This is a genomic window from Pseudomonas sp. PS02302, assembly GCF_029959585.1.
In the GTDB taxonomy this organism is placed as follows: Bacteria; Pseudomonadota; Gammaproteobacteria; order Pseudomonadales; family Pseudomonadaceae; genus Chryseomonas; species Chryseomonas aestiva.
The window spans coordinates 32,992-57,077 of sequence record NZ_JASCON010000012.1 but is presented as its reverse complement, the minus strand read 5'-3'; the positions used below and the strand labels follow the sequence as shown (position 1 = coordinate 57,077).

At 67.5% G+C, this 24,086-nt stretch carries 26 protein-coding genes, 1 tRNA gene and 2 pseudogenes; 14 read left to right on the top strand and 15 right to left on the bottom strand.

Features of this window, described 5'->3' with window-relative positions:
- The first annotated feature begins 84 nt into the window (after nt 1-84).
- Nucleotides 85-160: transfer RNA gene (locus tag QMX82_RS06440), tRNA-Phe, on the top strand.
- 116 nt (nt 161-276) lie between these two features.
- Here the strand turns inward: QMX82_RS06440 and QMX82_RS06435 are convergent.
- Nucleotides 277-615 carry a cupin domain-containing protein gene (locus QMX82_RS06435; RefSeq protein ID WP_208693580.1) on the bottom strand — a complete coding sequence of 113 codons (339 nt, stop codon included), beginning with the start codon at nt 613-615 and terminating at the stop codon, nt 277-279.
- On the opposite strand from QMX82_RS06435, the gene QMX82_RS06430 reads away from it, so the two are divergent.
- Together QMX82_RS06430 and QMX82_RS06425 are read left to right on the top strand one after the other, a co-directional pair.
- The gene (locus QMX82_RS06430; protein ID WP_282281565.1) at nt 614-1,135 is read left to right on the top strand and encodes a hypothetical protein; all 522 of its coding nucleotides are present in this window, start codon (nt 614-616) and stop codon (nt 1,133-1,135) included. The genes QMX82_RS06435 and QMX82_RS06430 overlap by 2 nt on opposite strands.
- 210 nt (nt 1,136-1,345) lie before the next feature.
- Entirely contained in the window at nt 1,346-1,681 is a 336-nt protein-coding gene (locus QMX82_RS06425) for a hypothetical protein (protein ID WP_282281563.1), read from the top strand.
- Nucleotides 1,682-1,944: 263 nt separating this feature from the next.
- Here the strand turns inward: QMX82_RS06425 and sutA are convergent, their stop codons facing one another.
- The 4 genes from sutA to glnK all read right to left on the bottom strand — a co-directional run bounded on the left by sutA (nt 1,945) and on the right by glnK (nt 4,668).
- Nucleotides 1,945-2,277 (bottom strand): transcriptional regulator SutA, encoded by a 333-nt coding sequence (gene sutA / locus QMX82_RS06420; protein ID WP_208693577.1) that lies wholly within the window; start codon nt 2,275-2,277, stop codon nt 1,945-1,947.
- Nucleotides 2,278-2,348: 71 nt separating this feature from the next.
- Nucleotides 2,349-2,768 carry a secondary thiamine-phosphate synthase enzyme YjbQ gene (locus tag QMX82_RS06415; RefSeq protein WP_208693576.1) on the bottom strand — a complete coding sequence of 140 codons (420 nt, stop codon included), beginning with the start codon at nt 2,766-2,768 and terminating at the stop codon, nt 2,349-2,351.
- A gap of 172 nt (nt 2,769-2,940) precedes the next feature.
- On the bottom strand, nt 2,941-4,281 hold the full coding sequence (locus tag QMX82_RS06410; protein ID WP_282281561.1) for an ammonium transporter: 1,341 nt from the start codon (nt 4,279-4,281) through the stop codon (nt 2,941-2,943).
- Nucleotides 4,282-4,329: 48 nt separating this feature from the next.
- On the bottom strand, nt 4,330-4,668 hold the full coding sequence (gene glnK, locus QMX82_RS06405) for a P-II family nitrogen regulator (protein ID WP_003096476.1): 339 nt from the start codon (nt 4,666-4,668) through the stop codon (nt 4,330-4,332).
- Between the two features lie 394 nt (nt 4,669-5,062).
- On the opposite strand from glnK, the gene QMX82_RS06400 reads away from it, so the two are divergent.
- Both QMX82_RS06400 and QMX82_RS06395 read left to right on the top strand, forming a co-directional pair.
- Nucleotides 5,063-5,362 carry an accessory factor UbiK family protein gene (locus QMX82_RS06400; protein WP_027597470.1) on the top strand — a complete coding sequence of 100 codons (300 nt, stop codon included), beginning with the start codon at nt 5,063-5,065 and terminating at the stop codon, nt 5,360-5,362.
- 63 nt (nt 5,363-5,425) lie between these two features.
- Nucleotides 5,426-6,916 carry a YifB family Mg chelatase-like AAA ATPase gene (locus QMX82_RS06395; protein WP_282281560.1) on the top strand — a complete coding sequence of 497 codons (1,491 nt, stop codon included), beginning with the start codon at nt 5,426-5,428 and terminating at the stop codon, nt 6,914-6,916.
- Here QMX82_RS06395 and QMX82_RS06390 read toward each other — a convergent pair.
- The 3 genes from QMX82_RS06390 to QMX82_RS06380 form a co-directional block, all read right to left on the bottom strand.
- Nucleotides 6,913-7,104 carry a hypothetical protein gene (locus QMX82_RS06390; protein ID WP_208693572.1) on the bottom strand — a complete coding sequence of 64 codons (192 nt, stop codon included), beginning with the start codon at nt 7,102-7,104 and terminating at the stop codon, nt 6,913-6,915. The two genes, QMX82_RS06395 and QMX82_RS06390, sit on opposite strands and share 4 nt — an antisense overlap.
- Nucleotides 7,105-7,232: 128 nt before the next feature.
- Nucleotides 7,233-9,203, bottom strand: coding sequence for a methyl-accepting chemotaxis protein (locus tag QMX82_RS06385; protein ID WP_208693571.1), 1,971 nt, complete (start codon nt 9,201-9,203; stop codon nt 7,233-7,235).
- 160 nt (nt 9,204-9,363) lie between these two features.
- On the bottom strand, nt 9,364-10,293 hold the full coding sequence (locus tag QMX82_RS06380) for a LysR substrate-binding domain-containing protein (protein ID WP_208693570.1): 930 nt from the start codon (nt 10,291-10,293) through the stop codon (nt 9,364-9,366).
- Nucleotides 10,294-10,401: 108 nt separating this feature from the next.
- Here QMX82_RS06380 and QMX82_RS06375 point away from each other — a divergent pair, with 108 nt between their 5' ends.
- Complete coding sequence (locus QMX82_RS06375) at nt 10,402-11,805, top strand: NorM family multidrug efflux MATE transporter (protein ID WP_282281559.1); 1,404 nt, start codon at nt 10,402-10,404, stop codon at nt 11,803-11,805.
- Nucleotides 11,806-11,923: 118 nt separating this feature from the next.
- Nucleotides 11,924-12,565 (top strand): LuxR C-terminal-related transcriptional regulator, encoded by a 642-nt coding sequence (locus tag QMX82_RS06370; RefSeq protein ID WP_282281558.1) that lies wholly within the window; start codon nt 11,924-11,926, stop codon nt 12,563-12,565.
- On the opposite strand, the gene QMX82_RS06365 is transcribed toward QMX82_RS06370, so the two are convergent.
- Entirely contained in the window at nt 12,558-14,189 is a 1,632-nt protein-coding gene (locus QMX82_RS06365; protein ID WP_282281557.1) for an ATP-binding response regulator, read from the bottom strand. The two genes, QMX82_RS06370 and QMX82_RS06365, sit on opposite strands and share 8 nt — an antisense overlap.
- Nucleotides 14,186-14,863, bottom strand: coding sequence for a YoaK family protein (locus QMX82_RS06360; protein ID WP_208693566.1), 678 nt, complete (start codon nt 14,861-14,863; stop codon nt 14,186-14,188). Before QMX82_RS06360 ends, QMX82_RS06365 begins: the two co-directional genes overlap by 4 nt.
- 127 nt (nt 14,864-14,990) lie before the next feature.
- Here QMX82_RS06360 and QMX82_RS06355 point away from each other — a divergent pair, with 127 nt between their 5' ends.
- Both QMX82_RS06355 and QMX82_RS06350 read left to right on the top strand, forming a co-directional pair.
- Nucleotides 14,991-15,836, top strand: coding sequence for an EamA family transporter (locus tag QMX82_RS06355; protein ID WP_282281556.1), 846 nt, complete (start codon nt 14,991-14,993; stop codon nt 15,834-15,836).
- A gap of 54 nt (nt 15,837-15,890) precedes the next feature.
- Complete coding sequence (locus tag QMX82_RS06350) at nt 15,891-16,940, top strand: serine endopeptidase (protein ID WP_282281555.1); 1,050 nt, start codon at nt 15,891-15,893, stop codon at nt 16,938-16,940.
- Here the strand turns inward: QMX82_RS06350 and QMX82_RS06345 are convergent.
- Together QMX82_RS06345 and QMX82_RS06340 are read right to left on the bottom strand one after the other, a co-directional pair.
- Nucleotides 16,937-17,491 carry a GNAT family N-acetyltransferase gene (locus QMX82_RS06345; protein WP_282281554.1) on the bottom strand — a complete coding sequence of 185 codons (555 nt, stop codon included), beginning with the start codon at nt 17,489-17,491 and terminating at the stop codon, nt 16,937-16,939. The genes QMX82_RS06350 and QMX82_RS06345 overlap by 4 nt on opposite strands.
- 42 nt (nt 17,492-17,533) lie before the next feature.
- On the bottom strand, nt 17,534-18,328 hold the full coding sequence (locus QMX82_RS06340; protein WP_282281553.1) for an OBAP family protein: 795 nt from the start codon (nt 18,326-18,328) through the stop codon (nt 17,534-17,536).
- 231 nt (nt 18,329-18,559) lie between these two features.
- On the opposite strand from QMX82_RS06340, the gene QMX82_RS06335 reads away from it, so the two are divergent.
- The 5 genes from QMX82_RS06335 (at nt 18,560) to QMX82_RS06315 (ending at nt 21,669) form a co-directional block, all read left to right on the top strand.
- Complete coding sequence (locus tag QMX82_RS06335; protein ID WP_133862059.1) at nt 18,560-19,318, top strand: ParA family protein; 759 nt, start codon at nt 18,560-18,562, stop codon at nt 19,316-19,318.
- A gap of 83 nt (nt 19,319-19,401) precedes the next feature.
- Nucleotides 19,402-20,094, top strand: coding sequence for an AzlC family ABC transporter permease (locus QMX82_RS06330; protein ID WP_273805703.1), 693 nt, complete (start codon nt 19,402-19,404; stop codon nt 20,092-20,094).
- A complete protein-coding gene (locus QMX82_RS06325; RefSeq protein WP_282281552.1) occupies nt 20,091-20,402 on the top strand; it encodes an AzlD domain-containing protein in 312 nt (103 codons plus the stop codon). Before QMX82_RS06330 ends, QMX82_RS06325 begins: the two co-directional genes overlap by 4 nt.
- 36 nt (nt 20,403-20,438) lie before the next feature.
- Nucleotides 20,439-21,266 carry an AraC family transcriptional regulator gene (locus QMX82_RS06320; protein WP_208693559.1) on the top strand — a complete coding sequence of 276 codons (828 nt, stop codon included), beginning with the start codon at nt 20,439-20,441 and terminating at the stop codon, nt 21,264-21,266.
- A 178-nt stretch (nt 21,267-21,444) separates the two neighbouring features.
- Nucleotides 21,445-21,669: a DUF2934 domain-containing protein gene (locus QMX82_RS06315; protein ID WP_007159825.1), complete on the top strand. Its 225-nt coding sequence runs from the start codon at nt 21,445-21,447 to the stop codon at nt 21,667-21,669.
- A gap of 21 nt (nt 21,670-21,690) precedes the next feature.
- Here QMX82_RS06315 and QMX82_RS25975 read toward each other — a convergent pair.
- From QMX82_RS25975 to QMX82_RS06305, 3 genes and pseudogenes are all read right to left on the bottom strand, one after another.
- Nucleotides 21,691-21,948 (bottom strand): annotated as a pseudogene (locus QMX82_RS25975) (methyl-accepting chemotaxis protein); the annotation flags it as partial.
- Between the two features lie 27 nt (nt 21,949-21,975).
- Nucleotides 21,976-22,695 (bottom strand): annotated as a pseudogene (locus QMX82_RS25970) (PAS domain-containing protein); the annotation flags it as partial.
- Nucleotides 22,696-23,124: 429 nt separating this feature from the next.
- Nucleotides 23,125-24,066: a GNAT family N-acetyltransferase gene (locus tag QMX82_RS06305; protein WP_282281550.1), complete on the bottom strand. Its 942-nt coding sequence runs from the start codon at nt 24,064-24,066 to the stop codon at nt 23,125-23,127.
- Nucleotides 24,067-24,086: the final 20 nt, after the last annotated feature.

The window sequence follows — 24,086 nt, the reverse complement described above, 5'->3', positions numbered from 1 at the left end:
CGACGGCTAAGCGCCCGAAAAATCTAAATATTTTCGGGCCCACTGTTGACACAGGGTCGAGAAACGCTTTTAATGCGCCCCGTTGCCCAGGTAGCTCAGTTGGTAGAGCAGGGGATTGAAAATCCCCGTGTCGGCGGTTCGATTCCGTCCCTGGGCACCAAGACAAGCTTCCGGATCCTGCGGGATCTGGAAATCAGAAAAACCGGCCTAGCGCCGGTTTTTTTGTGCCCGCGCCATTTGCCCGCCGGCAGCCAGAGCACTTGGGCGCCACCTTGCTCACGCCGGTGCCGGGGTCCCGTCCACCGCGCCAAGATGGATCGCTAGCCACACCGTGGCGACCGCAGGATCGGTGTAGGTCACCCAGTGCTCGGTATCAGCCGGGATGAACAGCGTGTCGCCCGGTTCGAGCACCACCTCCCGCCCCTCCAGGGCGATCCGGGCAGTACCCCTCAGCAGCACCACCCATTCCTCGTGGGCCTGCCGCCAGGGCGCCTCCGCCGGCGTCGTCTGGCCCTGGGAGACGATCCGTTCGATGCGGCAACCCGGTCGCTCCAGCAGGGACGTGAACACCTCCGCCGCGGAGGCATCGGGCAGGTCGCGAAACAGATTGGGCATGACGTTTTCTCGCTGGGCCTCGCGCCAGGGCGCGCTAAGGTCATCCAGACTGCGCCTGCCCGAGCAGACGCTCAAGTCTCGCAGGGATCTGCGTCCCCCAGGAGTCGCCATCTTGGCCTCAGGTGTTCTGCCATTTGCCATCAAGAGTGCGATCCGCCCGACCTTTTCACCAGGTCGTCCCCCTGTGGTAGAGGATTTCGGCGATGATCGAGCACAGGAGTGGCAGCCTGTTCAGGGCGCCGCTCGACCCTGGCTGACCATCGGGCTCAGCCAGATTTCGCATAAGGCGCACGGAGGCGCTCACTGCATGCCTATCCCCTCGATCCCCCTTGTCGCTCCCACCCTGCCGGGCGCGCGCTCCCAGGATATCGTCGCTCAGCCTGGCCCGCTTGCCGCCGAGCCCACCGCACCCTTCTGGCTCAGACTCCTGAACGGCGTCAGCCTCTGGCTGAACCGCTTGTTTCTCGGCCTGGTCATGGCGCTTATCGGCTTTACCTTATGGCACTGGTGGCAGGGATGAAGCGGCGGCTGGATCAGCTGGAGCTGACCATCCTGATGTGCGGCATCGGTCTCTTGGCCATGGCGCTCATTGTCGCCGTGGGCATGCAGGGCCTGGACTGGGCCTGAGCCGGCGGTCGGCCTTACCGGACCTTTACCTCGCCTGACGTCCGCTGACCGCCAAAGGTGTTTCATGGTGACGCGGCCTATCGAGCGCCGCGAGGAGAGCACCATGGCATCGCGAGCGTCGTTGATTCTGCTGTTGACCGCCACCCTGACCGCCAGCGGCCTGGCTGCCGCCTACGAGGGTCCCGATCAGGAACAACCCTGGACGGGCCGCCCCGCGATGATCGCCGAGGGCGGCGAATTCCTGCCGGCAGGCGAATTTCGACGGCATCACCGGCATCACCCCTATTACCGCAGGGATCGCTATCCCTACAGCTATTACCAGCCCTATCCGCAACCGGGTTATGGCGCCCCCCACTGGCGGCCGGTACCGCGGGGCTACTACCCCTACCAGCCGACTTACGAACCCCGCCCCTATTACGGACCACCCCGCCATTGGTGAACTGCTTGGCATCACGGCGGCGAGATGATGGCCTTTTGCGATGAGCCACACAGGGAGATGTTTGCCATAGGAGCAGAATGCCATCACCCATTAGGCTTTAGGGCGCCGCCAACATGTATGAGAGAGACGATGTAATCTGCATGGCTTGCCTTGCGACCATGGCTGCGGCCTTCACCGGCTTCATCATGGTGATGGCCCTGTTGTAATCGCCAGATAGACGAAACCCCGCCGAAGCGGGGTTTCGAAGGCGGCATGGCGCGGTCCTAGATAGGACGACTGCCATATTTGCTGTCGGGCTTCTTCGGCGGATCGGCGACTACATTGGCGTCGATCTCCTGGACCCTGCCACCACGGGCCAGGAAGTCCTGCATGGCCTTTTCCAACGCATCCCGCTCACGCTGCTTGGCTTCCACCGAAGGCAGCTCTTCGGGCTCGGGTTCACGCTTCTTCTTGGCCTTGCTCCCGGACGCGGGCGCTTCGCTTTCCCCACTCTCCTCTTGCTCGGCGTCGTCGGTTGCAGCAGCGAAGTCTTCGTTATCGCCCTCTTCTTCCGCGCCTGTCTCCAGGTCGTCCTGCTCCATATCTTCGTCGCTCATAAACCGCCTCCACAGACTTTGGCAAAATCGGACCGCGCGTTTTGACGCGGCCTCTTAAAAAAAATTCCTGGCTATTCGCCTTGCAACGTCGCGATCAGGCGCCGTGCGCCGCCCTGGTCGCGATGCTCGCCCAGATAGATGCCCTGCCAGGTTCCCAAGGCCAGGCGCCCCGCCTGGACCGGCAGACTCAGGCTGCAGCCGAGCAGACTGCTCTTGAAATGCGCGGGCAGGTCATCCGGCCCTTCGTAGTCGTGTTCATAACCGGCCTGCCCCTGGGGCACCAGCTGATTGAAGAACCGCTCGAAGTCGCGACGCACCGCCCCATCGGCATTTTCATTGATGGTCAACGAAGCCGAGGTGTGCTGCAGCCAGAGGTGCAGCAGGCCGATCCGGCATTCGCCAAGCTCGGGCAATTGCTCCAGCACCTCAGCGGTGATGAGATGGAAGCCACGCGCCCGAGCGCGCAGGGAAAAGCTCCGCTGCAGCCACATGAACAACCCCCGCCGACTGACTGGGCGCGCATTCTAGCGCGACGATCGGAAAAGCAAAGCGGTGATTGCACACCGCTGGCGTGCAGTCTAGACACAGCAGGCTGGCGGTTGTTCCAGCCGTATGGCGGACATGAAAAAGGCGCCTCGCGGCGCCTTTTTGCAGAGCGGCGGCTTACAGGTTGTAGCCACGCTCGTTGTGCAGGGTGAGGTCCAGACCCACGGTTTCCTCTTCCTCGTTGACTCTCAGCCCCATGACCACGTCCAGAACCTTGAGGATCACGAAGGTGACGATACCGGTGTAGACGATGGTGAAGGCCACGCCCTTGAACTGGATGAACAGCTGGGCACCGATGTCGGTCACGGTACCGAAGCCACCCAGGGACGGGGCAGCGAAGACACCGGTCAGCAGGGCGCCGACGATGCCGCCGATGCCGTGCACGCCAAAGGCGTCCAGGGAGTCGTCGTAGCCCAGCTTGCGCTTGAGGCTGGTGGCGGTGAAGAAGCAGATCACGCCGGCGGCGAGGCCGATGATCAGGGCGCCCATGGGACCGGCGGTACCGGCGGCCGGGGTGATGGCGACCAGACCGGCGACCACGCCGGAGGCGATGCCCAGGGCGCTCGGCTTACCGTGGGTGATCCACTCGGCGAACATCCAGCCCAGGGCGGCAGCGGCGGTGGCGATCTGGGTGGTCAGCATGGCCATGCCGGCGGTGCCGTTGGCAGCGGCGGCGGAACCGGCGTTGAAGCCGAACCAGCCGACCCACAGCATGGCGGCACCGACCAGGGTATAGCCCAGGTTGTGCGGAGCCATGGGGGTGGTGGGATAGCCCTTGCGCTTGCCCAGGACCAGGGCCGCGACCAGACCGGCCACACCGGCGTTGATGTGCACCACGGTGCCGCCAGCGAAGTCCAGTACGCCCCAGTCCCACAGCAGGCCGCCGTCACCGCTCCAGACCATGTGGGCGATGGGCGCGTAGACGAAGGTGAACCACAGGCCGGTGAAGACCAGCATGGCGGAGAACTTCATGCGCTCGGCGAAGGCTCCGACGATCAGCGCGGGAGTGATGATGGCGAAGGTCATCTGGAAGGTGACGAAGACGCTTTCCGGGAACAGGGCGGTGGCCGAGGTCACGGCATCATGCTGCAGACTGGACAGGAAGGCCTTGCCCAGACCGCCGATGAAGGAATTGAAGTTGGTGACGCCCTTCTCCATGCCGGTGGTGTCGAAGGCCAGGCTGTAGCCGTAGACCATCCACAGGATACTGACGAGGCCGGTGATGGCGAAGCACTGCATCATCACCGAGAGGACGTTCTTGGCACGCACCATGCCGCCATAGAACAGCGCGAGACCCGGGATGGTCATGAACAGCACCAGGGCTGTCGAGACCAGCATCCAGGCCGTATCCCCGCTGTTGATGGCTGGTGCCGCAGCCGCTTCCTGGGCCATGGCCAGGCCCGGCAGCGCTACGAAAGACATGAGGGCTCCTAGCCCTGCGTAGGTGCGCAGAGTCATCGTTGTTTCTCCTGGGGCTCGTGTGGGGTTGGGCGGTCGGTTAGCGCGTCAGATGGCGTCTGTGTCGGTTTCGCCGGTGCGGATGCGGATGGCTTGCTCGAGATTCACCACGAAGATCTTGCCGTCACCGATCTTGCCGGTGTTGGCGGCCTTGGTGATGGCCTCGATGACGCGGTCGAGCTGATCGTCGGCGATGGCGACGTCGATCTTGACCTTGGGCAGGAAGTCGACGACGTATTCGGCGCCGCGATAGAGCTCGGTATGGCCCTTCTGACGGCCAAAGCCCTTGACCTCGGTAACGGTGATGCCTTGCACACCGATCTCGGACAGCGACTCACGCACGTCGTCGAGCTTGAACGGCTTGATGATGGCGGTGACTAGTTTCATGAACTTCTCCCGATTGAGTTGACTGGCCCCAGGAAAACAAACCCCGGCCCAAGTCTAGCGCAGTGACCGTCTGTTTAACCGTTGGCGTGGTAATCGCCGTGGTCACGGCAGAAGCGGCCAGAGCGCGCCTCTGCCCCAGGCGCCCTCTGACGCCCGTCTCTGCTATCGGCAGTAGCAGAAAGCTTGCCAGGTTTGTGAAGGTGTACGGATTTCGGGCGCCAGCCCGCCTGGCGCGCCTCCTGAAGGGGCAATGCCCAGTCCCGCGGGCAACACTTTGCACCAACAGCGAACAGCTCTGGCCCGGGACTGGCACCAAAGCGGTGCAGAGGCGCGGCCGGGGGCGGCACACCCGCTGTGCTACACTCGGGCCGTGATCCATTGCAGGGGATAAGCCATGTCTACCACCCGTTCGCTGTTCGATTCCCTGACTCAGCAGGCCAGCCGGCTGTTCGGTCAGGACTCGCCGCTGCCCAAGGCCGAGATCGAAAGTCAGTTCAAGGCACTGCTGCAAGGCGCCCTGAGCAAGCTCGATGTGGTCAGCCGTGACGAATTCGATGCCCAGATGGCCGTGCTGGCCCGCACCCGTGCGCGCCTGGAAGCCCTCGAGGCACGCCTGACCGAGCTGGAAAAGCCGCAGACCGCCGAGGTCAAGCCGCCGGTCACCCCGGCCACGGACGTCGCGCCCGCCGATTGATCCCCAAGGGCGCGCCAGGATGGTGCAGCCCTGAGTCTGGCGAATCACGATCAAGGAGAGATCATGTCGCTTGCCCTCGTTCATACCCGCGCCCAGGTGGGCGTGGAAGCGCCGCCGGTATTGGTCGAGGCGCACCTGGCCAATGGCCTGCCCGCCCTCACCCTGGTCGGCCTGCCGGAAACCGCCGTCCGCGAAGCCAAGGATCGGGTGCGTAGCGCCATCCTCAATGCCGGCTTCGAATTCCCCAGTCGCCGTATCACCCTCAATCTCGCGCCCGCCGACCTGCCCAAGGACGGCGGCCGCTTCGACCTCGCCCTGGCCATCGGCATCCTCGCCGCCAGCGGACAGCTACCGACGCAGGGCCTCGACGGCTATGAATGCCTGGGTGAGCTGGCCCTGTCGGGCGCGGTGCGGGCGGTGCGCGGCGTGCTGCCTGCAGCGCTGGCGGCCCGAGCCGCCGGCCGCATCCTGGTGGTGCCCCGCGCCAATGCCGAGGAAGCCTGCCTGGCCAGTGGCCTCAGGGTGCTGGCGGTCGATCACCTGCTGGAGTTCGCCGGTCACCTGAGTGGCCAGGCCGTGCTGAACACCTATCAGCCCAGCGGCCTGCTGCGCACCCCACTGCCCTATCCCGATCTCGCCGAGGTCCAGGGCCAGCAGGCGGCCAAGCGCGCCCTGGTGGTGGCCGCGGCGGGTGCCCACAACCTCCTGCTGGCCGGTCCACCGGGAACCGGCAAGACCCTGCTCGCCAGTCGCCTGCCAGGGCTCCTGCCGCCCCTGGATGAAGAAGAGGCGCTGCAGGTGGCCGCCATCCATTCGGTGGCCGGTCCCGAGCCGCTGGAACACTGGCCGCAGCGACCCTTTCGCCAGCCGCACCATTCGGCGTCCGGCCCGGCGCTGGTGGGCGGCGGCAGCCGACCCGGTCCCGGCGAGATCACCCTGGCCCACCGCGGCGTGCTGTTTCTCGACGAGTTGCCGGAATTCGATCGCAAGGTGCTGGAAGTGCTGCGCGAGCCTCTGGAAAGTGGCGAGATCGTCATCGCCCGGGCACGGGAGCGGGTGCGCTTTCCGGCCCGCTTCCAGCTGGTGGCGGCGATGAATCCCTGTCCCTGTGGCTACCTGGGTGATCCCAGCGGCCGCTGCCGCTGCAGCCCGGAGCAGATTCTGCGCTACCGCGGCAAGCTGTCCGGTCCGCTGCTGGACCGCATCGACCTGCACCTGACGGTAGCCCGCGAGCACCTACGGCTGGGCGCCTCAGCGGCCAGTGAGCTCACGACGGCGGAGGCCGCGCGCCAGGTGGCCGAAGCCCGGGCCCTCCAGCTGGCGCGCCAGGGGCGACCCAACGCCCTGCTCGGCCTCGATCAACTACACCAGGTCTGCGCCCTGAGCGAGGCCGATCAGCGCTGGCTGGAAGGCGCGGGCGAACGCCTGAATCTGTCCCTGCGCGCCCTGCACCGGGTGGTCAAGGTGGCCCGCACCCTGGCCGATCTCGCCGGCCAGGCCGAGATCCAGCGGCCACAGCTGGCGGAAGCGCTGCAGTATCGGGCGAGTCACTAGGCACCGGCAGGCGGGCCGTAGTGTCGCGGCGGCTCCTGCAGGCGATCTCGCAGCGCCTGGTTTTCCTGGGCCAGCTCGAAGCACATGGCCCGCCACTGGTGGGCCAGCTCGCGATAATCGTCCCGCTCCGCCCGCAGCATGGTCAGCATGCGTTCGACGGCCTGCACCGCCTCGTTGGATACGCCCATGACACCCCTCCTCTTATACTGTATTTGTATACAGTAGTCAGAGTATTGCAGCCAGGCAAGGGTCAAGGTGCGCAGGAATGAAAAAGGGAGGCCTGAGCCTCCCTTTCACTGCTGCCGGAACGCTCCGGTCAGCTGAACCGACCCACCTCGGCGCTCAGGTCTTCCGCCAGATGACGCAGCTCGCCAGCGGTGCCGGCCAGCACCTCGGCGGCATCGCGCTGGGCGGCGTTGTCCACGGCGATCGCCTGGATGTTGCGGCTCAGGGCAGTGGCGGTGGTGCTCTGCTCGGCAGTGGCCTGGGCGATGCCGGAGAATTGCTCCACCGCCTCGGCGACCTGCTGGTCGATGCTGCGCAGTGCGTGGGCCACGTCGGCGTTGCGCGCCAGGCCCTGCTCCATCAGGCGATTGCCTTCGTCGATGGCGCCCATGGCACGCTGGGTCTCGCCCTGCACCGCGCCGATCATCTGCGAGATCTCGCGGGTGGCTTCGCTGGTGCGACCGGCCAGCTGCCGGACTTCGTCGGCGACGACGGCGAAGCCACGGCCCTGCTCGCCGGCCCGGGCCGCTTCGATGGCCGCGTTGAGCGCCAGCAGGTTGGTCTGTTCTGCGATCCCGCTGATGACGCCGATGATGCCGCCAATCTGCTGGGAGCGGCCGTCCAGGCCCTTGATGAGTTCGGCGGTGCTGGCCAGGGAATCGGCGATCTGTTCCAGGGCGCCCGAGGCGCCCTGCATGGCCTGGGTCCCGGTGCGGGTCTGCTGGGCGTTTTCCTGCACCAGGCGTTCGGTGCGCTGCATGCCGTCGGCGATGTTCTGGGCGGTGGCGCTGAATTCCTCCACGGCGCTGGCCATGCTGTCGACCTGGCTGGACTGCTCGGCGGAGCGCCTCAGGGTCTGGTCGGAGAGCTGGCTCAGTTGCTGGGACCGCTCGGTGACCGCGCGCGAGGAGCCACGCACCTGCTCGACGGTGGAGGCCAGGGCATCGGCCATCTGGTTGAAGCTCTGGGCGAGTTCGCCGATCTCGTCCTGGCTGCGCGCCTCGACGCGCACGCTGAGCTGACCGCGACCCAGGGCCTGGGCCCGCTCCACCAGCTGGCCCAGGGGGCTCAGCTTGTGCCGCAGCAGGACGACCGAGGCGACCACCGCCAGCACCAGGGCGATCAGGCTGCCGATGGCCAGGCGCAGGCCGACGGCGTGCACCGGGGCGTCCAGCTCGGCCTTGGGCAGGGTGGCGACCACGGTCCAGCCTTCGCCGGCGACCGGCGCGCTGACGCTGAGGAAGTCTTCATTGCCGTCCTGCCAGGTGTGCTCGCGCTGCTTGGGATCGCTCTTGAGCGCGGCGAGCAGTTCGTCATTCTTTTTCGCATTGGCCGGCGGCACCAGCCAGTGGCCCTGCTCGTCGAGCAGGGCCAGGGAGCCGGTCTCGCCGATGCGCAGCTGGGTCAGCTGGGCCAGTTGCTGGGCCTGGGCGTCGGTGTAGTCGAAGCCGACGAAGAGCACGGCGATGACCTTGCCGGCGCCGTCGCGGACCGGGGTGTACTGGGTCATGTAGGAGCGCCCGAACAGCTGGGCGCGCCCGACGTAGTTCTGCCCCTGCAGCAGACCCGCATAGGCCGGGTGCTTGCGATCAAGCTGGGTGCCGATGGCGCGGCTGCCGTCCTGCTTCTTCAGCGAGGTGGTGATACGGGTGAAGTCGTCGCCATCGCGGACGAAGATGGTGGCGACGCCACCGGTCAGCCGGGTGAAGTCGTCGACCTTGCTGAAGTCGCTGTTCAGCGCCTGACCGGCGAACAGCAGGGCGGGGGCCGTGGCGCTGCCCAGGGGCAGTCGCTCGCCAGCCAGGCTCAGGCCGCCATCGAAGCGACGCTCGAACAGATTGGCCAGCCGCTGGGTGCTGATCTTCAGGGTGCTGAGAAAGGTCTGCTGCTGATCGGAAAGCAGCCGGGCCTCGCTGCCCAGGTGCTTGCGCTGGGTGCCCTCGATGGACACGCTCAGGGCATGCAGGGCGAACAGACAGCTGCCGGCGATCACGACAATCAGTACCAGACTGAGGGCCAAGGCAAGTTGTCGGGCGATACTACGACGCGGGGAAATGACCATAGGGGGCTCCAAAGCGCCTACATCCCTGTAGGGCAGTACGAATTTGAGGGCAAGGGCGGTATCAGCGAGCGACCGCTCTAGGGCAGTCTTCTTGGCGGTTAACTGTTCTTTTATCGGCAGAGGTACGATGAACTAAAGCGAATGGCAGCAGTCTGGCGCCTTATTTATGGCGAATGACCTCTGGAAGGCTTTGGGACGCCACCTCCTGCTGCAGGAAGTCAGCCAGCTGGCGCAGGCGCGCCTGCCCCCGGCGATTGCGTGGCCAGACCAGGTAATAGGCATCGCCGCTGGCCACCGCCTCGGGCCAGGGCAAGGCGATGAGCCCGGCCGCCACGTCTTCGGCGAGCATCACCAAATCGCCGATGGAAACCCCGTAGCCACGCGCCGCCGCGGCCATGCCCAGCTCCAGGGTGTCGAACACCTGACCACCACTCAGGGGCACCGCCTGGATCAGGCCCATGGCCTGCAGCCAGCGGCGCCAGTCACGACGGTCGAAGGTAGGATGCAGCAGCTCTTCCCCTTGCAGCCGCGCCAGGTCCCAGACGCCCTCCCGGGCGGCAGCCGGCGAGCAGACCGGCACCAGCCACTCCTCGAACAGCGGCACCACCTCCCAGTCCGCCGGGAAGCGGCCGTCGCCGAGCAGCACCGCGCAGTCGAAGGGTTCATGGACGAAGTCGACCCGGTCGCTGGCCATCCAGACACTGGTGAGCTGGATGTCCAGTTGCGGACTGAGCTGGCGAAAGCGCGCCAGACGCGCCAGCAGCCAGCGCAGCGACAGGGTGGTGGGCGCCTTGAGTCTCAGGGTGCCCTCGGCCACGGCGAGATTGCCGCAGGCCCGCGCCAGGGCCTCGAAGCCCTCGCTCAGCCCCGGCAAGAGCAGCTTGCCGGGCTCGGTCAGCGCCAGCTGACGCCCGGCGCGCTCGAACAGGCGGCAGCCAAAGGTCTCTTCCAGCGTCCGCACATGGCGACTGACCGCACTCTGGGTCAGTGACAACTCCTGGGCCGCGCGGGTGAAGGAGCCATGGCGAGCGGCGGCCTCAAAGGCGCGCAAGGCATACAGCGGCGGCAGACGCGAGGAGTGCTCGGGCATGACTCAGACTCATGGATGGCATGGTTATTTTCCGATTGTGGGCGGCGCGCCCGCATCCAACAATGAGTTCTTGTCAAACGTCGGCCACCTGCTCAGCGAGATCCACCCATGTCTCTGCCGCGTCTCGAACTGCTCGCGCTGTTGCGTCTCGCCCTGCCCCTGATCGGTGCACAGCTGGCCTATGTAGCCATGGTCTTCACCGACACCCTGATGATGGGCCGCCTGGGTCTGGCAGCTCTGGCCGGTGGCGGCCTGGGGGCGGCGGTCTACTCCTTCGTCTCGGTGATCTGCGTGGGCGTGATCACCGCGGTGGCCAATCTGGCGGCCTTGCGCCGGGGTGCGGGGGATACCGCAGGGGTGGCGGCGGTCACCGCGGCCGGGATCTGGATCGCCGGGGTGCTGGCGCTGCTGGCCGGCACCCTGCTGTGGCATATCGAACCGCTGCTGGCCCTGGCCGGCCAGCCGGAAGAGAGTCGCCAGGCGGCCGGCGTCTTCCTGCGCTGCCTGGCCTTCGCCCTGCCCGGCCACCTGCTGTTCATGACCCTGCGCGGTTTCACCAGTGCCCTGGAAAGACCCGGGCCGGTGCTGACCATCGTGCTCGGCGCGGCGCTGCTCAATGCCCTGTTCAACCTGGCGCTGCTGCACGGCTGGAGTGGCCTGCCGCAACCCGGGCTGCCAGGCATCGGCGCGGTGACGGCGGTGGTGATGAATGGCGCGGCGCTGTGCCTGGCACTGTACATCGCGCGCCATCCGGCCTACGCCGCCTATCCCCTCGCCCACTACCTGCGGCGTCCGGACCGCCGTGCCCTCGCCGACACCCTCGGCCAGGGCCTGGCGATCAGTGGCACCTATGCGGTGGAAGCCTGCCTGTTCCTGTCGGCGGCGCTGTGCATGGGCGCCCTGGGTGCCACCGCCCTGGCGGCCCATCAGATCGCCAACCAGCTGGTCTACCTGGTGTTCATGCTGCCGGCCGGCCTCTCCTATGCCACCAGCATCCGCATCGGCCAGCACCAGGGCGCGGGCCGGCCGCGCGAGGCCCTGCTGGTGGGCCGGCTGGCCATCGGCGGCGGCGCCCTGGTGATGCTGGGCATCGCCCTGCTGTTCTGGAGCTTTCCCGGCTGGCTGGTGAGGCTGTTCCTGGCGGATGCGCAAAGCCCGGTGGCGGAGCTGGCACGCCAGCTGGTGCTGATCGCGGCGGTGTTCGTCCTCTTCGACGGTACCCAGAGCATCGCCCAGGGTGCGCTGCGGGGTATCCGCCAGGCACGCCTGGGCTTCTACGGCGGATTGCTCTGCTACTGCCTGATCGGCGCCAGCGGTGCCTGGCTGCTGGGCGTCCAGCTGGGTATCGGCCCCCATGGCGTCTGGTGGGGCCTGGCATTTGGACTGGCCTGTGCGGCGCTGCTGCTGACCGGTGCCTTCGAATGGCTGATGCGGCGGCAGCTGGGCGCGGGCTCCGCGGCGGTTGCGCCGGAGCCGCTGGCCGCGCCGCGCGGCGTGGCACAAAACGGCTGAGCGCCGCGGCGGCGCAAGCGTTTTACCAAGTGGTCCACTTTTGCCCGCTGCGCTAGACTAAAGGCTTTGGGCCACCCCGGCGTTGCGACCGGTGTTCCGGGCCCCAGGATAGCCAGAGATGCAACGTTTCATCGTCGCCGACGACCATCCGCTGTTTCGTGAAGGCCTGGTGCGCATCCTGCGGCAGCTGCAGCCTCAGGCGCGGGTGGAACAGGCAGACAGCCTGCAACAGGTCCTGGAACTGGCACGCCAGGGCGAGCCGCCCAGCGGGCTGCTGCTGGACCTGCTCTATCCTGGCCAGGACCTGAGCTTTTCGCTGCGCGCCCTGCGCCAGGAATTCAAGCGCAGCACCCTGATCGTGGTCTCGATGCTGGAAGACGCCACGGTGATCGAACATATCCTGGCAGCCGGCGTGGACGGCTTCATCGGCAAGGCGCTGCCGCCAGCGGCCATGGCCGAGGCGATCGCCGACTGCCTCGCCGGGCAACCGGTGGTGCGCTATGCCATGCCGAGCCTGGCCCCGGTCAACCTGGCGCCCGATAGCCGGGTGCAGGCGCTGACGCCGCGGCAACTGGAGGTGCTCGGCCTGATCACCCAGGGCCTGAGCAACAAGGAGATCGCCCGGATCCTGGCCATCTCGCCCTTTACCGTGCGTATCCATGTCTCCGCCCTGCTGCGCACCCTGGGCGTCAGCAGCCGCGCGGCGGCGGCCGCCTTCGGCGCCAAGGCCGGTCTCGGCGCCCAGCGCTCACTCAGCTAGCCGCGACGCGAAAGGCCAGCAGCAGGGCTCGCAATTCCGCCGGTCGCACCGGCTTGGCCAGCACCGGGATCTCGGCGTCGCCCAGCGCCTGCTGCACCTGGGGGATGTCATGGCCGGTCACCACGATGGCCGGAATACGCCGGCCCTGCAGCCGATTGAGATAGGCGATGCAATCGGCGCCCGAGGCGCTGCGATCCAGATCGAAATCGGTGATCACCAGGTCGCAGCTCACGGCGCCGGAGGGGGTGCTGGTGGCGGTGGTGACCTCGCAGCCCCAGCTGCGCAGCAGGGTCGCGGTGGCCAGCAGCACATTGGCATCGTCTTCGACGAGCAGGATCCGCCAGCCGGCGAGCAGGTGCTGGGGTCCGCTCACCGGTCGTGGCCGCGCCTCCAGCGGCAGGGTGGCCAGCGGCAGGCCCTGGAGCGCGACCGCGGTACCGCGACCGAGGCGCGAGCGGATGGTCAGCCGCAACTCGAGCAGGGTGGCGATGCGTTGCACGATGGACAGCCCCAGGCCGACGCCCTCGATGTCGCGATCGCGCGTTTCCCGCACCCGATAGAATTCCTCGCACAGGTGCGGCAGGTGCTCGGCGGCGATGCCCGGCCCCTGGTCGTAGACCACCAGGGCGAGCTGGCCCTGGCGGCGGCGCACCGCCAGCAGCAGGGGCTTGCCCGGAGCGTACTTGAGGGCGTTGGACAGCAGATTCTGCAGCGAGGTGAGCAGCAGCGCCGGGTCGCTGTAGACCTGCAGGCCACAGGCACGCCAGCGAATCTCCACCCCGGCCCAGCGCGCCGCCTCGGCGTTCTGCCGCACCAGGTCGCCGAACAGGCTATCCAGATCGACCACCGTGCGCCGCGGACTGACCTGCTTCTGATCGAGGGTGTAGATGTCCAGCAGCGAGCGGAACAGCTGCTCGACGCCGAGCAGCGAGCGGTCGATGTTGTCGACCAACCGCCCCTGATCGGCGCTCAGCTGGCCGTCGCGCAGGCAGGCGGTGAACAGGCCGATGGAGTGGATCGGCTGGCGCAGGTCGTGGCTGGCCTGGGCCAGGAAGCGCGCCTTGGCCAGGTTGGCCGCCTGGGTCTCGCGCAGCGAATCCTGGATGCGGGCCAGCAGGAAATGCACGTAACCGGGCACCAGCAGCGCGGTCACCAGCATCATCAGCGCCACCGTGGGATAGCGCTGCAGGAAGGGCATCCCGGCGATGATGGCGGTCAGGGCGGTCAGCGACAGCCCGGTGGCCAGCAGCAGGTAGCCACGCCCATAGCGCAGGCCGTTGCCCACCGTGACCCAGAGCAGCACGCCGAACAGCGGCAGCAGGGCCTCGCCGCTGGTGATGGAGGAAAAGGTGATGGCGCTGAAGTCCAGGCTCATGGCCAGCAGGCGCCGCCAGGGCTTCACTCCCGGTCGCCGGCGGATCTCGAAGAACAGGCCGACGGCCGCCACGGCGAACAGGGCGTAGCACAGCAGGTTGGCCAGCAGGATGGACGTGTCGAACAGCCCCCAGGCCCAGGCGCCGATGATGTAGGCCGAGGCGGGCAGGATGAAGGCCAGGCGCACCTTGGCCTGACCGAGTTCGGGATCGCGGGGGCTGACGCCCAGGGTCTGGGTCGCTGCGCTCATGACGCCAGATAACCCAGTTGCCAGGCTCGCGGGATCAGGCGAAAGATCACCGCCAGGATGGCGGCCAGGGCCGCGCTGGCGTACCAGGCCGCCAGGCCCAGTCCCGCCTCCAGCGCAGCGCCCAACACCCCGCCGAGCAGCATGCCCAGCCAGGGCACCAGCTGGATGCGCCAGCCGCGGCGGCGTTCGCCCAGCAGCCAGTGACCCAGGCCGCGTCCGAAACGCGACAGGGCGCCGGTGACATAGGTGAGGCCGATGGGCAGGCCATAGACCTGCTCCACCACCGCATTGACCATGCCCATGGCGAACACCCCGGTCAGCAGCGCCAGGTGGCCCAGGGGCAGGCTGGCCGCCAGCACCAGCAGCAGGGCCAGCAGGCCGAGCAGCAGGCAGGCGCGCTGGCGGGTCAGCCGCTGCAGCAGCACACCGCCGGCATTGCCCAGCACGAAGGTGCCGATGGCCAGCGCCAGGTGCCCCGCGGCGGCCCAGCGGCCTGCCGCCACATCGGCAGCGAGACGGGTGGTATTGCCGCTCATGAAGGAAACGAAATCGCCGGTGGCGAGAAAGCCGATGGCATCGGTCATGCCGGCCAGCAGCGACAGGCCGGCGACCAGCGCCAGGCCGACCGCGCCATGCCGTGGTGTCACGGGCGGAAGAGAAGCAGAGGGATTCATGGCAGCCATCCTGGCGCGGCAGCGAAACACGGCTGCCAGTGTGGAACGTCCAGGGTTCCGGCGCCATGGGCGGCCTCCTGGAAGGCGCCCTGGGCTAGACTGATGGACCCGCCTGGCCGGAGGCCTCGTGACCACGCCCCTGTTCGCCCTGGTATTGCTCGCCGCCCTGTTGCACGCCGGCTGGAACGCCCTGCTCAAGATCGGCCTCGATCGCTTTCTCACCGCCAGCCTGATCCAGATCGGCGCCGGCCTTGCCGCGCTGCTGGCGCTGCCCTTCGTCGCCCTGCCGCCCGCCGTGGCCTGGCCGTGGATCGCCCTCTCCGCCCTGCTGCACATCGGCTACAACGCTTTTCTCGCCCGCGCCTATCGCTATGGCGATCTCGGCCAGGTCTATCCCCTCTCTCGCGGCAGCGCGCCGTTGCTGGTCAGCCTGGTGGCCTTTCTCGCCCTCGGCGAAAGGCTTTCGGCACCCGCCCTGCTCGGCCTCGGCCTGCTGGTGACCGGGCTCGCCCTGATGGCGCTGCTCGGCGCTCGGCGCGGCACGCCACCCAGCCCGGCGCTGCTGGTCTGCGCCTTCACCACCGGCAGCTTCATCGCCGCCTACACCCTGGCCGATGCCCTCGGCGCCCGCGCCAGTGGCAATGCCGTGGCCTATGCCCTCTGGCTGTTCGCGGTCAACGGCGTGGTGGCGGCGCTGGTCCTGCGGCTGAGCCGCGGCGCCACGGCCTTCGCCGGGCTCGGTCCGCACTGGCGCGCCGGGCTGGCGGGCGGCGTCATGTCGATGCTGGCCTACAGCCTGGTGATCGTCGCCACCACCCAGGCGCCCATCGGCCTGGTCTCGGCGCTGCGCGAGACCAGCGTGCTGTTCGCCCTGCTGATCGGGGTCTTCTGGCTGCATGAAAGCCTGCCGCTGGGCCGCATCTGCGCCGGTCTGGCCATCGTCGCCGGGGTGGTGGCGATCAAGCTGGCCTGAACGGAGCGCCGCAGGAGCGGCTAAGCTGAGCCTTCTTTCGACCAGGACGGACCCATGGGCAAATCGCTGCGACTTTCGGAAAAATGGTTCAACCGCGGCCTCTGGCTGCTGGCGCTGGTGTTCGCCGGTTTTCTCATCGGCCTGGGCGGCACCCTGGTCGGCGATCTGCCCCAGGTGGAGCAGCAGCAGCGTCTGGAAGACTTCATGGACCCTGCCGCCACCGCCGCGGCCCGGGAAGACCAGCGCCAGGCCCAGCTGGCCAGTCGTCAGGCCAGCGACGCCCTGGAACAGGCGCAACTGCGGCAGACCGCGGCCGCGAGCAGCTACCAGGCCAATCGCGAGACCTTCGACAACTGGCTGGCGACCCGCCAGACCACCCAGCGCCCCGAGCAGGACGCCGAACTGATCGCCCGCAGCCGCGCCCTGGACGAACTCAAGGCCGGCGAGCGGGTGGCGGAGCAGGAGGTGGAACGCCAGCAGCAGGCGCTGCTGGATGCCGAGCAGCGCGCCGACAATGCGCAGCGCAGTCTGGCCACCCTCGGTGAGTCGGCGCAGTCGGCCTGGCTGGAGGCGCGCCAGCAGGCCGAGCTGCGGGTCTTTCTCTATCGCCTGGCGCTGACCCTGCCCCTGCTGGCGGTGGCGGCCTGGCTGTTCGTCCGCCAACGCAAGAGCACCTGGTGGCCCTTCGTCTGGGGCTTCATCTTCTTCGCGCTGTTCGCCTTCTTCGTCGAGCTGGTGCCCTATCTACCCAGCTATGGCGGCTATGTGCGCTATCTGGTGGGCATCCTGCTGACCGTCCTGGGCGGGCGCTACGCCATCCGCGCCCTGCAGGACTATCGCGCGCGTCTGGCGCTCAAGGAAGCCCAGCCGGACACCGTCAGACGCGAAGAGCTGCACTACGACACCGCCCTGGCGCGGCTGGCCAAGGGCGTCTGTCCGGGTTGCGAGCGACCGGTGGACCTCAAGGACCCGGGGATCGATTTCTGCCCCCATTGCGGCATCGGCCTGCACGACCACTGCGGCGCCTGCCAGACCCGCAAGAGTGCCTTCGCGCATTTCTGCCACGCCTGTGGGACGGCAGCGCGTGGAGGGCCAGGCGCCTAATCCCGCTTCTTTCGCGTCAGCAACCAGACCTCCCTACTCAGCTCCCACAACTCTGAGGGCAATTTGCCGCAAACATAGTCGGATTCGTCTTGTGCCATGAGGCGCATCCCCTCGCGGTGCGATAAACGCCGCGACCCGTCGTTCAAGGCTGCCTTGGGCACACGCATACACGGGCGCTGCAGGTCCTCGAACCAAAAGGTATTCACCGCAGCGCAGGCCTCACTCATGAGCCCCTGTCGCCAAAAAACTGGAGAAAGCCAGAAACCGCGATTGTTATCTGGCTCGTCATGCAGGCTGATGACGCCGATCAGGACTTCTGGATCGCTACGTAGGCGCAGTGACCAGTGCCATTCAATACCCCGCGCCATGCCTGGCAAAGCGATGTCCTGCAAGAAACGCCGAGCGCCATCTTCCGGGTAAGGCCAGGGAATATGCGCGGTCATGTACCGCACGATCTCCCATTGCGGAAAGATCCGCTGGATCGCTTCTGCATCCTCCAGTTGCAAGGGGCGTAGCAGCAAGCGGGGCGTCTGCAGCATGGGCAACGGCATGGCGGACTCCGGTCAGGTTCCCGACTGGAGCCTAACCTACCTTCAGCGCTTGTTCGAACTGGCGTTGACGCCCTTTTCGGTGTGCTCGCCGGCGTGCTCGTGCAGCTGGCCGGTGGGGTCCTGCAGCTGGATGATCTTGCCCTGCTGCCAGGCATCGGCGCCGGGGACGACCGTGGGCGTGGGCAGATCGGCGCGGGCGGCCTTGGTCTCGGTGGAGGAGACGCCCAGGCGGCGGTCACGCTCGGCGAGCAGCTTGGGATCGAGCTGGCCATCGGCGGTGAAGCCCATCATCAGCTGGGGCACGCCCAGCGGCAGCTGCAGGTCCTGATCGGTATGCCAGGTGTGCCAGGTCTTGCCGTAGGTATGCACCAGCTTGTCCATCAGCCGGTGCTCGGCCACCTGGGGCACGCCGGGCGCGACCAGCTGACCCGACTTCACCTCATGCACATGGCTGTGCCAGAGCGCCTTCTCGGCCGCGGGCAGGGTCTTGAACAGCCGCTCGCTGATGATGTACTCGACGCCCATCAGCTTGGCATCGGCGACATTGCCGTCGTAGATCACGCACTGGAACATCTCTTCGCCCAGGACGCTGCAATAGTGGTGAGCTTCCATCTGGCTATCGGGGTGGCCGTTGTAGAAATGGAAGCCGTCCAGATAGGTGTTGAGGGCGGCGATGGGCGGCTTGCGCTGCAGCACGTCGGCGCCGGCTTCGAGCACTCGGGTATCGGTCTGGGCGGGGGCACCCGGCACCGGGACCGGCGACTGGGTATCGTTGGCGGCCTGGGTCAGCGGGGCGCAGGCGAGCAGCAGCAAGGCAGGGAGTCGGCGGGCATTCATGGCGGATTCTCGACGGGAGCTTGCCGGGTTCGAAGGCCGGGCAGACGCCAAGGTTCCACCGCTGCGCTAGGCTCGTCATATGAATGTCATGCAACGGCCATAAATTCGTCATCGTCTGCGCCTGGCCTTTCGGTATAAGCGAAACGCCACCGCCACACCTTTGCACCTCTGGCCTCTTCTCTCTGTCGGGACGACTCAATGAACGCACACAGCTCTCCCTCTGGTCATGCCCTGCGCCGCGTGGTCTTCAACAAGAAGGGCGGTGTCGGCAAGTCCAGCATCGCCTGCAACCTGGCGGCCATCAGCGCCCACGAGGGCTATCGCACCCTGCTGGTGGATCTCGATCCCCAGGCCAACTCCAGCCAGTACCTCACCGGCCAGGTGGGCGACGACCTGCCCCACGGCATCGCCGACTTCTTCAAGCAGACCCTGAGCGGCGGCAAGAAGGCCCAGGCCAACATCCACGCCACCGCCTGGCCGAACCTGGATCTGATCGCCGCCTCGGGCGAGCTGAGCGAGCTGCAGTTCAAGCTCGAAGCCAAGTACAAGATCCAGAAACTCGCCAAGTACCTCGACAAGCTCGGCGAAGACTATGACCGCATCTACCTGGATACCCCGCCGGCGCTGAACTTCTACAGCATCTCGGCGCTGATCGCCGCCGACCGCTGCCTGATCCCCTTCGACTGCGATGTCTTCGCCCAGCAGGCGCTGTACGACCTGATCGAGGAGCTGGAGGAGATCCGCGAGGACTACAACGAGAAGCTCACGGTCGAGGGCATCATCATCAACCAGTACCACGCCCAGGCCAGCACCCCGCGCCAGCTGATCGAGGAACTCCAGGCGCGCGACCTGCCGGTGCTGGCGGCGCCGCTGATGTCGTCGGTGAAGATGCGCGAATCCCACCAGCAGCATCGCCCGCTGATCCACCTCGACCCAGGCCACAAGCTGACCCGGCAGTACCTGGAGCTGTTCGCCCTGCTGGAAGGCTGAGGGCGCCACAGCGCAAGAACGTTCAAGACGGCGGCGACGCGGTGCGGCACCCTGGGCATCCCCTGCCTTCCGGAGCCCTGCCGATGACCGCTTCCCGCCGCCGCGCCTTTCTCCAGGGCGCCTGGCAGATCATGCCGCTGTCGCTGGCCTGCGCGCCCTGGGGCATCCTGGTCGGCGCCCTGGCCATCGAGACCGGACTCAGCGTGCTGGAAGGCCAGGCCTTTTCCCTGCTGGTGTTCGCCGGGGCGGCGCAACTGGTGGCCCTGGGCATGCTCAAGGCCGGCGCGGGCCTCGCCGCCATCCTGCTGACCACCCTGCTGCTGACCTCCCAGCACCTGCTCTATGGCCTGCACATGAGACGTGTCCTGGCGCCCCAGCCGCTGCCCTGGCGGCTGGGTTTCGGCTTTCTGCTCACCGACGAATTCTTCGCCCTGAACCATGCCGAGCAACCGGCCGGCTTCGATCGCTGGCGCGCCCTGGGCATGGGCCTGAGTTTCTATCTGCTGTGGAATCTCTTCACCCTGGCCGGGCTGCTGCTGGGGCGGGTGCTGCCCAATCTGGGCGCCCTGGGCCTGGACTTCTCCATCGCCGCCACCTTCATTGCCCTGGTGGTGCCCCTGGTACGCGACCTGGCCACCGTGGCCTGCGTGCTCACCGCGCTACTGGTGTCGGTGTGGCTGCATCACCTGCAGTGGCAGGGCGCCCTGGTGCTGGGCGGCCTGGCGGGGATGAGTGTGGGCTTCGGGGTGCGCCGCCTGCGGGAGCGCCTGCCATGATCCTCGCCACCGTGCTCGGCATGGCCGTCCTGGTCTTCTGCAATCGCTATCTCTTTCTCGAACCGCGCCTGCCGCTGCGCCTGGGACGCCATCTACGCACCTTCCTGGAATTCGCCGTGCCCGGGATGCTCACCGCCATCTGCGGCCCCATCCTGTTCTCCGGCGAAACGTCGCTGGCCGCGACCCTGGTCGATCCCTACCTGCTGGCGGCCCTGACCGCAGTGGGGCTGATGCTCTGGACCCGGCGGGTGCTGACCACGGTGATCCTCAGCATGGGTGTGTTCTACCTGCTACGCTGGCTCCTCTAGCGCCAGGATGGAACCGATCGGTGCCACGAGAGAGCCATGAACGGACAACAGGAAAATGCCCGCCTCTGGTCGGCCCGCGGGCTGGGTGGCGTCGAGCTGCTGCACGCCCGCTATCGCCACCAGCGCTTCGCACCCCATGTGCATGAAGGCTATGTGTTCACCGTGATCGAGCGCGGGGCCCAGCGCTTTCGCCACCGGGGCGCCGAACACCTGGCCGCGGCCGGCAGCATGGTGCTGATCAATCCGGACGAGTTGCACACCGGCGCGACAGCGGTCGCGGAAGGCTGGCAGTATCGCGGCTTCTATCCGACGCTGGCGCAGCTGACGCCGGTCTTCGCCGAACTGGGACGCCCGCTGGACGCTACCCCGGCCTTCGCCACCAGCGTGCTGCATGATCCCCAGGTGAGTGCGGCCTTCAGCCAGCTGCATCGGTTGGCCGACCATGGCGCCGAGGCGCTGGAGCAGCAGGCCGCCTGGCGCGAGGCGCTGCTGTTGCTGTTCGGCCGCCACGCCTGCCTGGGAGCCATCCCGCAGCCGGGCCGCGAACCCCTGGCGGTGCAGCGCGCCCGCGAACTGCTCGGCCAGCGATTGCAGCAACCGCCCAGTCTCGAAGAACTGGCCCAGGCCGTGGGGCTGTCGCCCTTTCATTTCCTGCGGGTGTTCCGCCGGGCGACAGGCCTGCCGCCCCACGCCTGGCTCAAGCAGCAGCGCCTGACCCGTGCCCAGGGCCTGCTGCGCGCCGGCTGGGCCCCGCTGGAAGTGGCCCTGCAACTGGGCTTCGCCGACCAGAGCCATCTCAATCGGCAGTTCAAGCAGGCCTACGGGGTGGCACCGGGTGCCTATCGGCGCGCCTGGCAGGGTTAGCCGCACACCGACGAGCGGTCCTGGCCGCCGAAACGGCGTGCCAGAGCCTTGCAAGCGACACGCTGAACCAAAGCACCGGGGCGCTGGAGAAACTTTTCGCGGTCAACCCGGGCCTAGTCAGGAAGAGCACCGGCGTTGCCGACCGTGCTCCCCTGCCCCCTTGCCAGAGGTTACCGGTATGACACTCGAAGAACGCATCCGCCAGCGCGCCTATGAAATCTGGGAACGCGAAGGTCGCCCCCATGGCCAGGATTTCGAACACTGGTTTCAGGCCAACCGCGAGCTGGAAGACCAGCCCGACGACAACCTGACCCAAGTCGGCGGCATTCAGAGCAGCGTCGCCCCGCCGGCACCCAAGCCGCGCAGTCGGTCACGCAAGAAGGCGACCGCCGGCGACGCCTGAAGCCAGGCGCTCTTACTTGCGGATCGTGTCGGCCGCCCGCTGGGTGGCCTCCGAGGTGCGCGTGGCCAGCTTGCGTACTTCGTCCGCCACCACGGCGAAGCCACGGCCGGCTTCACCGGCGCGGGCGGCCTCGATGGCGGCATTGAGCGCCAGCAGGTTGGTCTGGGCAGCGATGCCCTGGATGGAGCCGACGATCTCGGTCACCTTCTGCAGATTCTCTTCCATGGTGCGGTGCTGGTCTTCCTGGTTGCCGCGCAAGGATTCCTGCTCGTGCAGGGCATGGACATCGGCCAGCGCGCCCACCACCCGCAACGGCGTGCCATCGGCGGTGCGCCGGGTCTGACCACGGGCGCGGAACCAGCGCACCTCGTTGTTCTTCAGCACCAGGCGATAGGTGATGTCGAAGCCAGTACGACCGCTGCGGTCATTGATGTGGGCACCGAAGGCTTCCAGTACCCGCTCGCGATCGTCCGGATAGAGGCGTGAGGCCCAGCTGTCCAGCACATCGGGAAACTCCTGGACGGTCTCGTAACCGAGCAGGTGGCGAAATTGCGGCGACCACCAGAAGGGATTTCTGGGGTTGAGCGGATCGCCGGCGATCACCTCCATGTCCCAGAGGCCGTCATTGAGCATCTCCCGCGCCAATTCGAAGCGGGTCAGGGTGACGTCCAGTTCCTGATCGCGCAGGCGCTGGTCATGGATGTCGCGCAGGGAGCCAGCCACCCGCAGTGGTACGCCGCGCTCGTCGCGCAGGGTGGCGCCGGTGGCGCGCATCCAGCGGTATTCGCCGGACTTCAGGGCGATGCGATACTGGACATCGAAGGGGGTCTGACCGCTGCGATCCTTCATGTGCGCGGCGAAGGCGTCCAGCACCCAGGCGCTGTCCTCCGGATGCAGGCGCTTGGCCCAGCTGCCGAGTTCGCTGGGAAAATCGCGTTCATCGCGAAAGCCGAGCATGGCGCGGAACTGATCCGACCACCAGAAGGCGTTGCGCGGATTGACCGGATCGCCGGCCACCACCTCCATGTCCCAGAGGCCTTCGCTGGAACCCTGGCTGACCAGCTCGAAGCGGGTCCCCAGGCGCTTGGCCAGCGTCTCGCTTTCGGCCATGCGCGCCGTCAGGGCGGCATTGTCCTGACTCAGCGTCTGCACCTGCTGCTGCAATTCCCGCTGCTGTACCAGCAGCGCCTGCAGCCCCTTGGCCAGGCGTGCCAGGGCAGGATCGCCCTGGAAGCTGCCGCTCTCGGCCAGGGGGGTAGCGGTCTCCGTCGCCGCGGCCAGGACATCCAGCGCGCGCATGATCGAGTAGTGCTTGAGCAAGGCCATGAGCGAATCCTCAGAGGGAGCAGCCGCGGCAAGGGCTGCGCGCGATCCGAGTCCCTGTATCGGCCTCGCCGCTTCGCTCTTTAGCCCATTCCAGAGCCTTTTTTTCACGGTCGCCGCTCTGCCGATCGGTCAGCGCCAGTCGTCCAGCAGCCAGACCTCGGGATGATCGTAATGGGCATCGCCCCGGTGCAGGGTGATGCCCAGGATCTCGCTGCGAAACCCTTCCGCCAGCAGCCAGCGGTAGGCCCCCAGGCGGGCGGTGTTGACGCCGGCCAGCAGGCGCTGCTGGCCATGGTCCCGGGCCAGGCCATCGCAGGCGGCGATCAGCCGGGCGAAGCGCGCCTCCGCCCCCGCACCGGGCAGGACCGCCGCGCACTTCACATAGCAGACCCCGGTGCCCGCCTCGCTGTGGGGCCCGAAATGGCAGACGGCGAAGCCTTCCGCCCGGCCCTGCGCGTCCTGCAGCAGCAGACTCTCGCCGAGCTGCTGTTCACGTACCGCGGCCATCTCGGCGGAGACATCCAGCCCTGGCGCATTGGCCCGGCCCACCTCGGCGCAGGCCGCCAGCAGCCGGTCGGGCTCGGCCGACCGGGAAAGGCGCAGCGCCGGCGGCGCCGGCTGCGCCTGCAGCGGCCGCCCCATCACCGCGGTCAGGGTACGCGGCCAGAAGCCGAAGCCCTGGTAGAGCCCCAGGTGCCGCGGACTGTCGGGAAAGGTGAAGAGTCCGGCGTGCACCAGCTGCCAGGCGTCGAGCCGCTCGACCGCGGCGCCCATCAGCGCCTTGGCCACCTTGGCGTCCCAGTAGTCCGGGTGCACCGCCAGCGGACCGAGGATGCCGTGGCGCCCCCAGCGGGTGACGCAGACGGCGCCGACCAGGCGCTCGCCGTCGAGGGCCTTGAACCAGGTGGTGTGGGGCGCGGCGAAGCGACTGCGCACATAGTCGCGGTCATTCCAGAATTCGCCCGGCTCGGCGGCGCCCATCCAGGTGGCGAACGCCAGGCGCACCACCTCGGTGGTGGCCGGCAGGTCGGCGGCGGTGAGGGGTTCGACACTGAAGGTGGGGCTGGACATGGGATGGCTCCTGGGCTGTA

What these genes read in the sequence shown, in the direction of transcription:
- QMX82_RS06430 (WP_282281565.1), top strand. Translation starts at nt 614, where the DNA reads ATGACGTTTTCTCGCTGGGCCTCGCGCCAGGGCGCGCTAAGGTCATCC.
- QMX82_RS06435 (WP_208693580.1), bottom strand. Translation starts at nt 615, where the DNA reads ATGCCCAATCTGTTTCGCGACCTGCCCGATGCCTCCGCGGCGGAGGTG.
- QMX82_RS06425 (WP_282281563.1), top strand. Translation starts at nt 1,346, where the DNA reads ATGGCATCGCGAGCGTCGTTGATTCTGCTGTTGACCGCCACCCTGACC.
- sutA (WP_208693577.1), bottom strand. Translation starts at nt 2,277, where the DNA reads ATGAGCGACGAAGATATGGAGCAGGACGACCTGGAGACAGGCGCGGAA.
- QMX82_RS06415 (WP_208693576.1), bottom strand. Translation starts at nt 2,768, where the DNA reads ATGTGGCTGCAGCGGAGCTTTTCCCTGCGCGCTCGGGCGCGTGGCTTC.
- QMX82_RS06410 (WP_282281561.1), bottom strand. Translation starts at nt 4,281, where the DNA reads ATGACTCTGCGCACCTACGCAGGGCTAGGAGCCCTCATGTCTTTCGTA.
- glnK (WP_003096476.1), bottom strand. Translation starts at nt 4,668, where the DNA reads ATGAAACTAGTCACCGCCATCATCAAGCCGTTCAAGCTCGACGACGTG.
- QMX82_RS06400 (WP_027597470.1), top strand. Translation starts at nt 5,063, where the DNA reads ATGTCTACCACCCGTTCGCTGTTCGATTCCCTGACTCAGCAGGCCAGC.
- QMX82_RS06395 (WP_282281560.1), top strand. Translation starts at nt 5,426, where the DNA reads ATGTCGCTTGCCCTCGTTCATACCCGCGCCCAGGTGGGCGTGGAAGCG.
- QMX82_RS06390 (WP_208693572.1), bottom strand. Translation starts at nt 7,104, where the DNA reads ATGGGCGTATCCAACGAGGCGGTGCAGGCCGTCGAACGCATGCTGACC.
- QMX82_RS06385 (WP_208693571.1), bottom strand. Translation starts at nt 9,203, where the DNA reads ATGGTCATTTCCCCGCGTCGTAGTATCGCCCGACAACTTGCCTTGGCC.
- QMX82_RS06380 (WP_208693570.1), bottom strand. Translation starts at nt 10,293, where the DNA reads ATGCCCGAGCACTCCTCGCGTCTGCCGCCGCTGTATGCCTTGCGCGCC.
- QMX82_RS06375 (WP_282281559.1), top strand. Translation starts at nt 10,402, where the DNA reads ATGTCTCTGCCGCGTCTCGAACTGCTCGCGCTGTTGCGTCTCGCCCTG.
- QMX82_RS06370 (WP_282281558.1), top strand. Translation starts at nt 11,924, where the DNA reads ATGCAACGTTTCATCGTCGCCGACGACCATCCGCTGTTTCGTGAAGGC.
- QMX82_RS06365 (WP_282281557.1), bottom strand. Translation starts at nt 14,189, where the DNA reads ATGAGCGCAGCGACCCAGACCCTGGGCGTCAGCCCCCGCGATCCCGAA.
- QMX82_RS06360 (WP_208693566.1), bottom strand. Translation starts at nt 14,863, where the DNA reads ATGAATCCCTCTGCTTCTCTTCCGCCCGTGACACCACGGCATGGCGCG.
- QMX82_RS06350 (WP_282281555.1), top strand. Translation starts at nt 15,891, where the DNA reads ATGGGCAAATCGCTGCGACTTTCGGAAAAATGGTTCAACCGCGGCCTC.
- QMX82_RS06345 (WP_282281554.1), bottom strand. Translation starts at nt 17,491, where the DNA reads ATGCCGTTGCCCATGCTGCAGACGCCCCGCTTGCTGCTACGCCCCTTG.
- QMX82_RS06340 (WP_282281553.1), bottom strand. Translation starts at nt 18,328, where the DNA reads ATGAATGCCCGCCGACTCCCTGCCTTGCTGCTGCTCGCCTGCGCCCCG.
- QMX82_RS06330 (WP_273805703.1), top strand. Translation starts at nt 19,402, where the DNA reads ATGACCGCTTCCCGCCGCCGCGCCTTTCTCCAGGGCGCCTGGCAGATC.
- QMX82_RS06325 (WP_282281552.1), top strand. Translation starts at nt 20,091, where the DNA reads ATGATCCTCGCCACCGTGCTCGGCATGGCCGTCCTGGTCTTCTGCAAT.
- QMX82_RS06320 (WP_208693559.1), top strand. Translation starts at nt 20,439, where the DNA reads ATGAACGGACAACAGGAAAATGCCCGCCTCTGGTCGGCCCGCGGGCTG.
- QMX82_RS06315 (WP_007159825.1), top strand. Translation starts at nt 21,445, where the DNA reads ATGACACTCGAAGAACGCATCCGCCAGCGCGCCTATGAAATCTGGGAA.
- QMX82_RS06305 (WP_282281550.1), bottom strand. Translation starts at nt 24,066, where the DNA reads ATGTCCAGCCCCACCTTCAGTGTCGAACCCCTCACCGCCGCCGACCTG.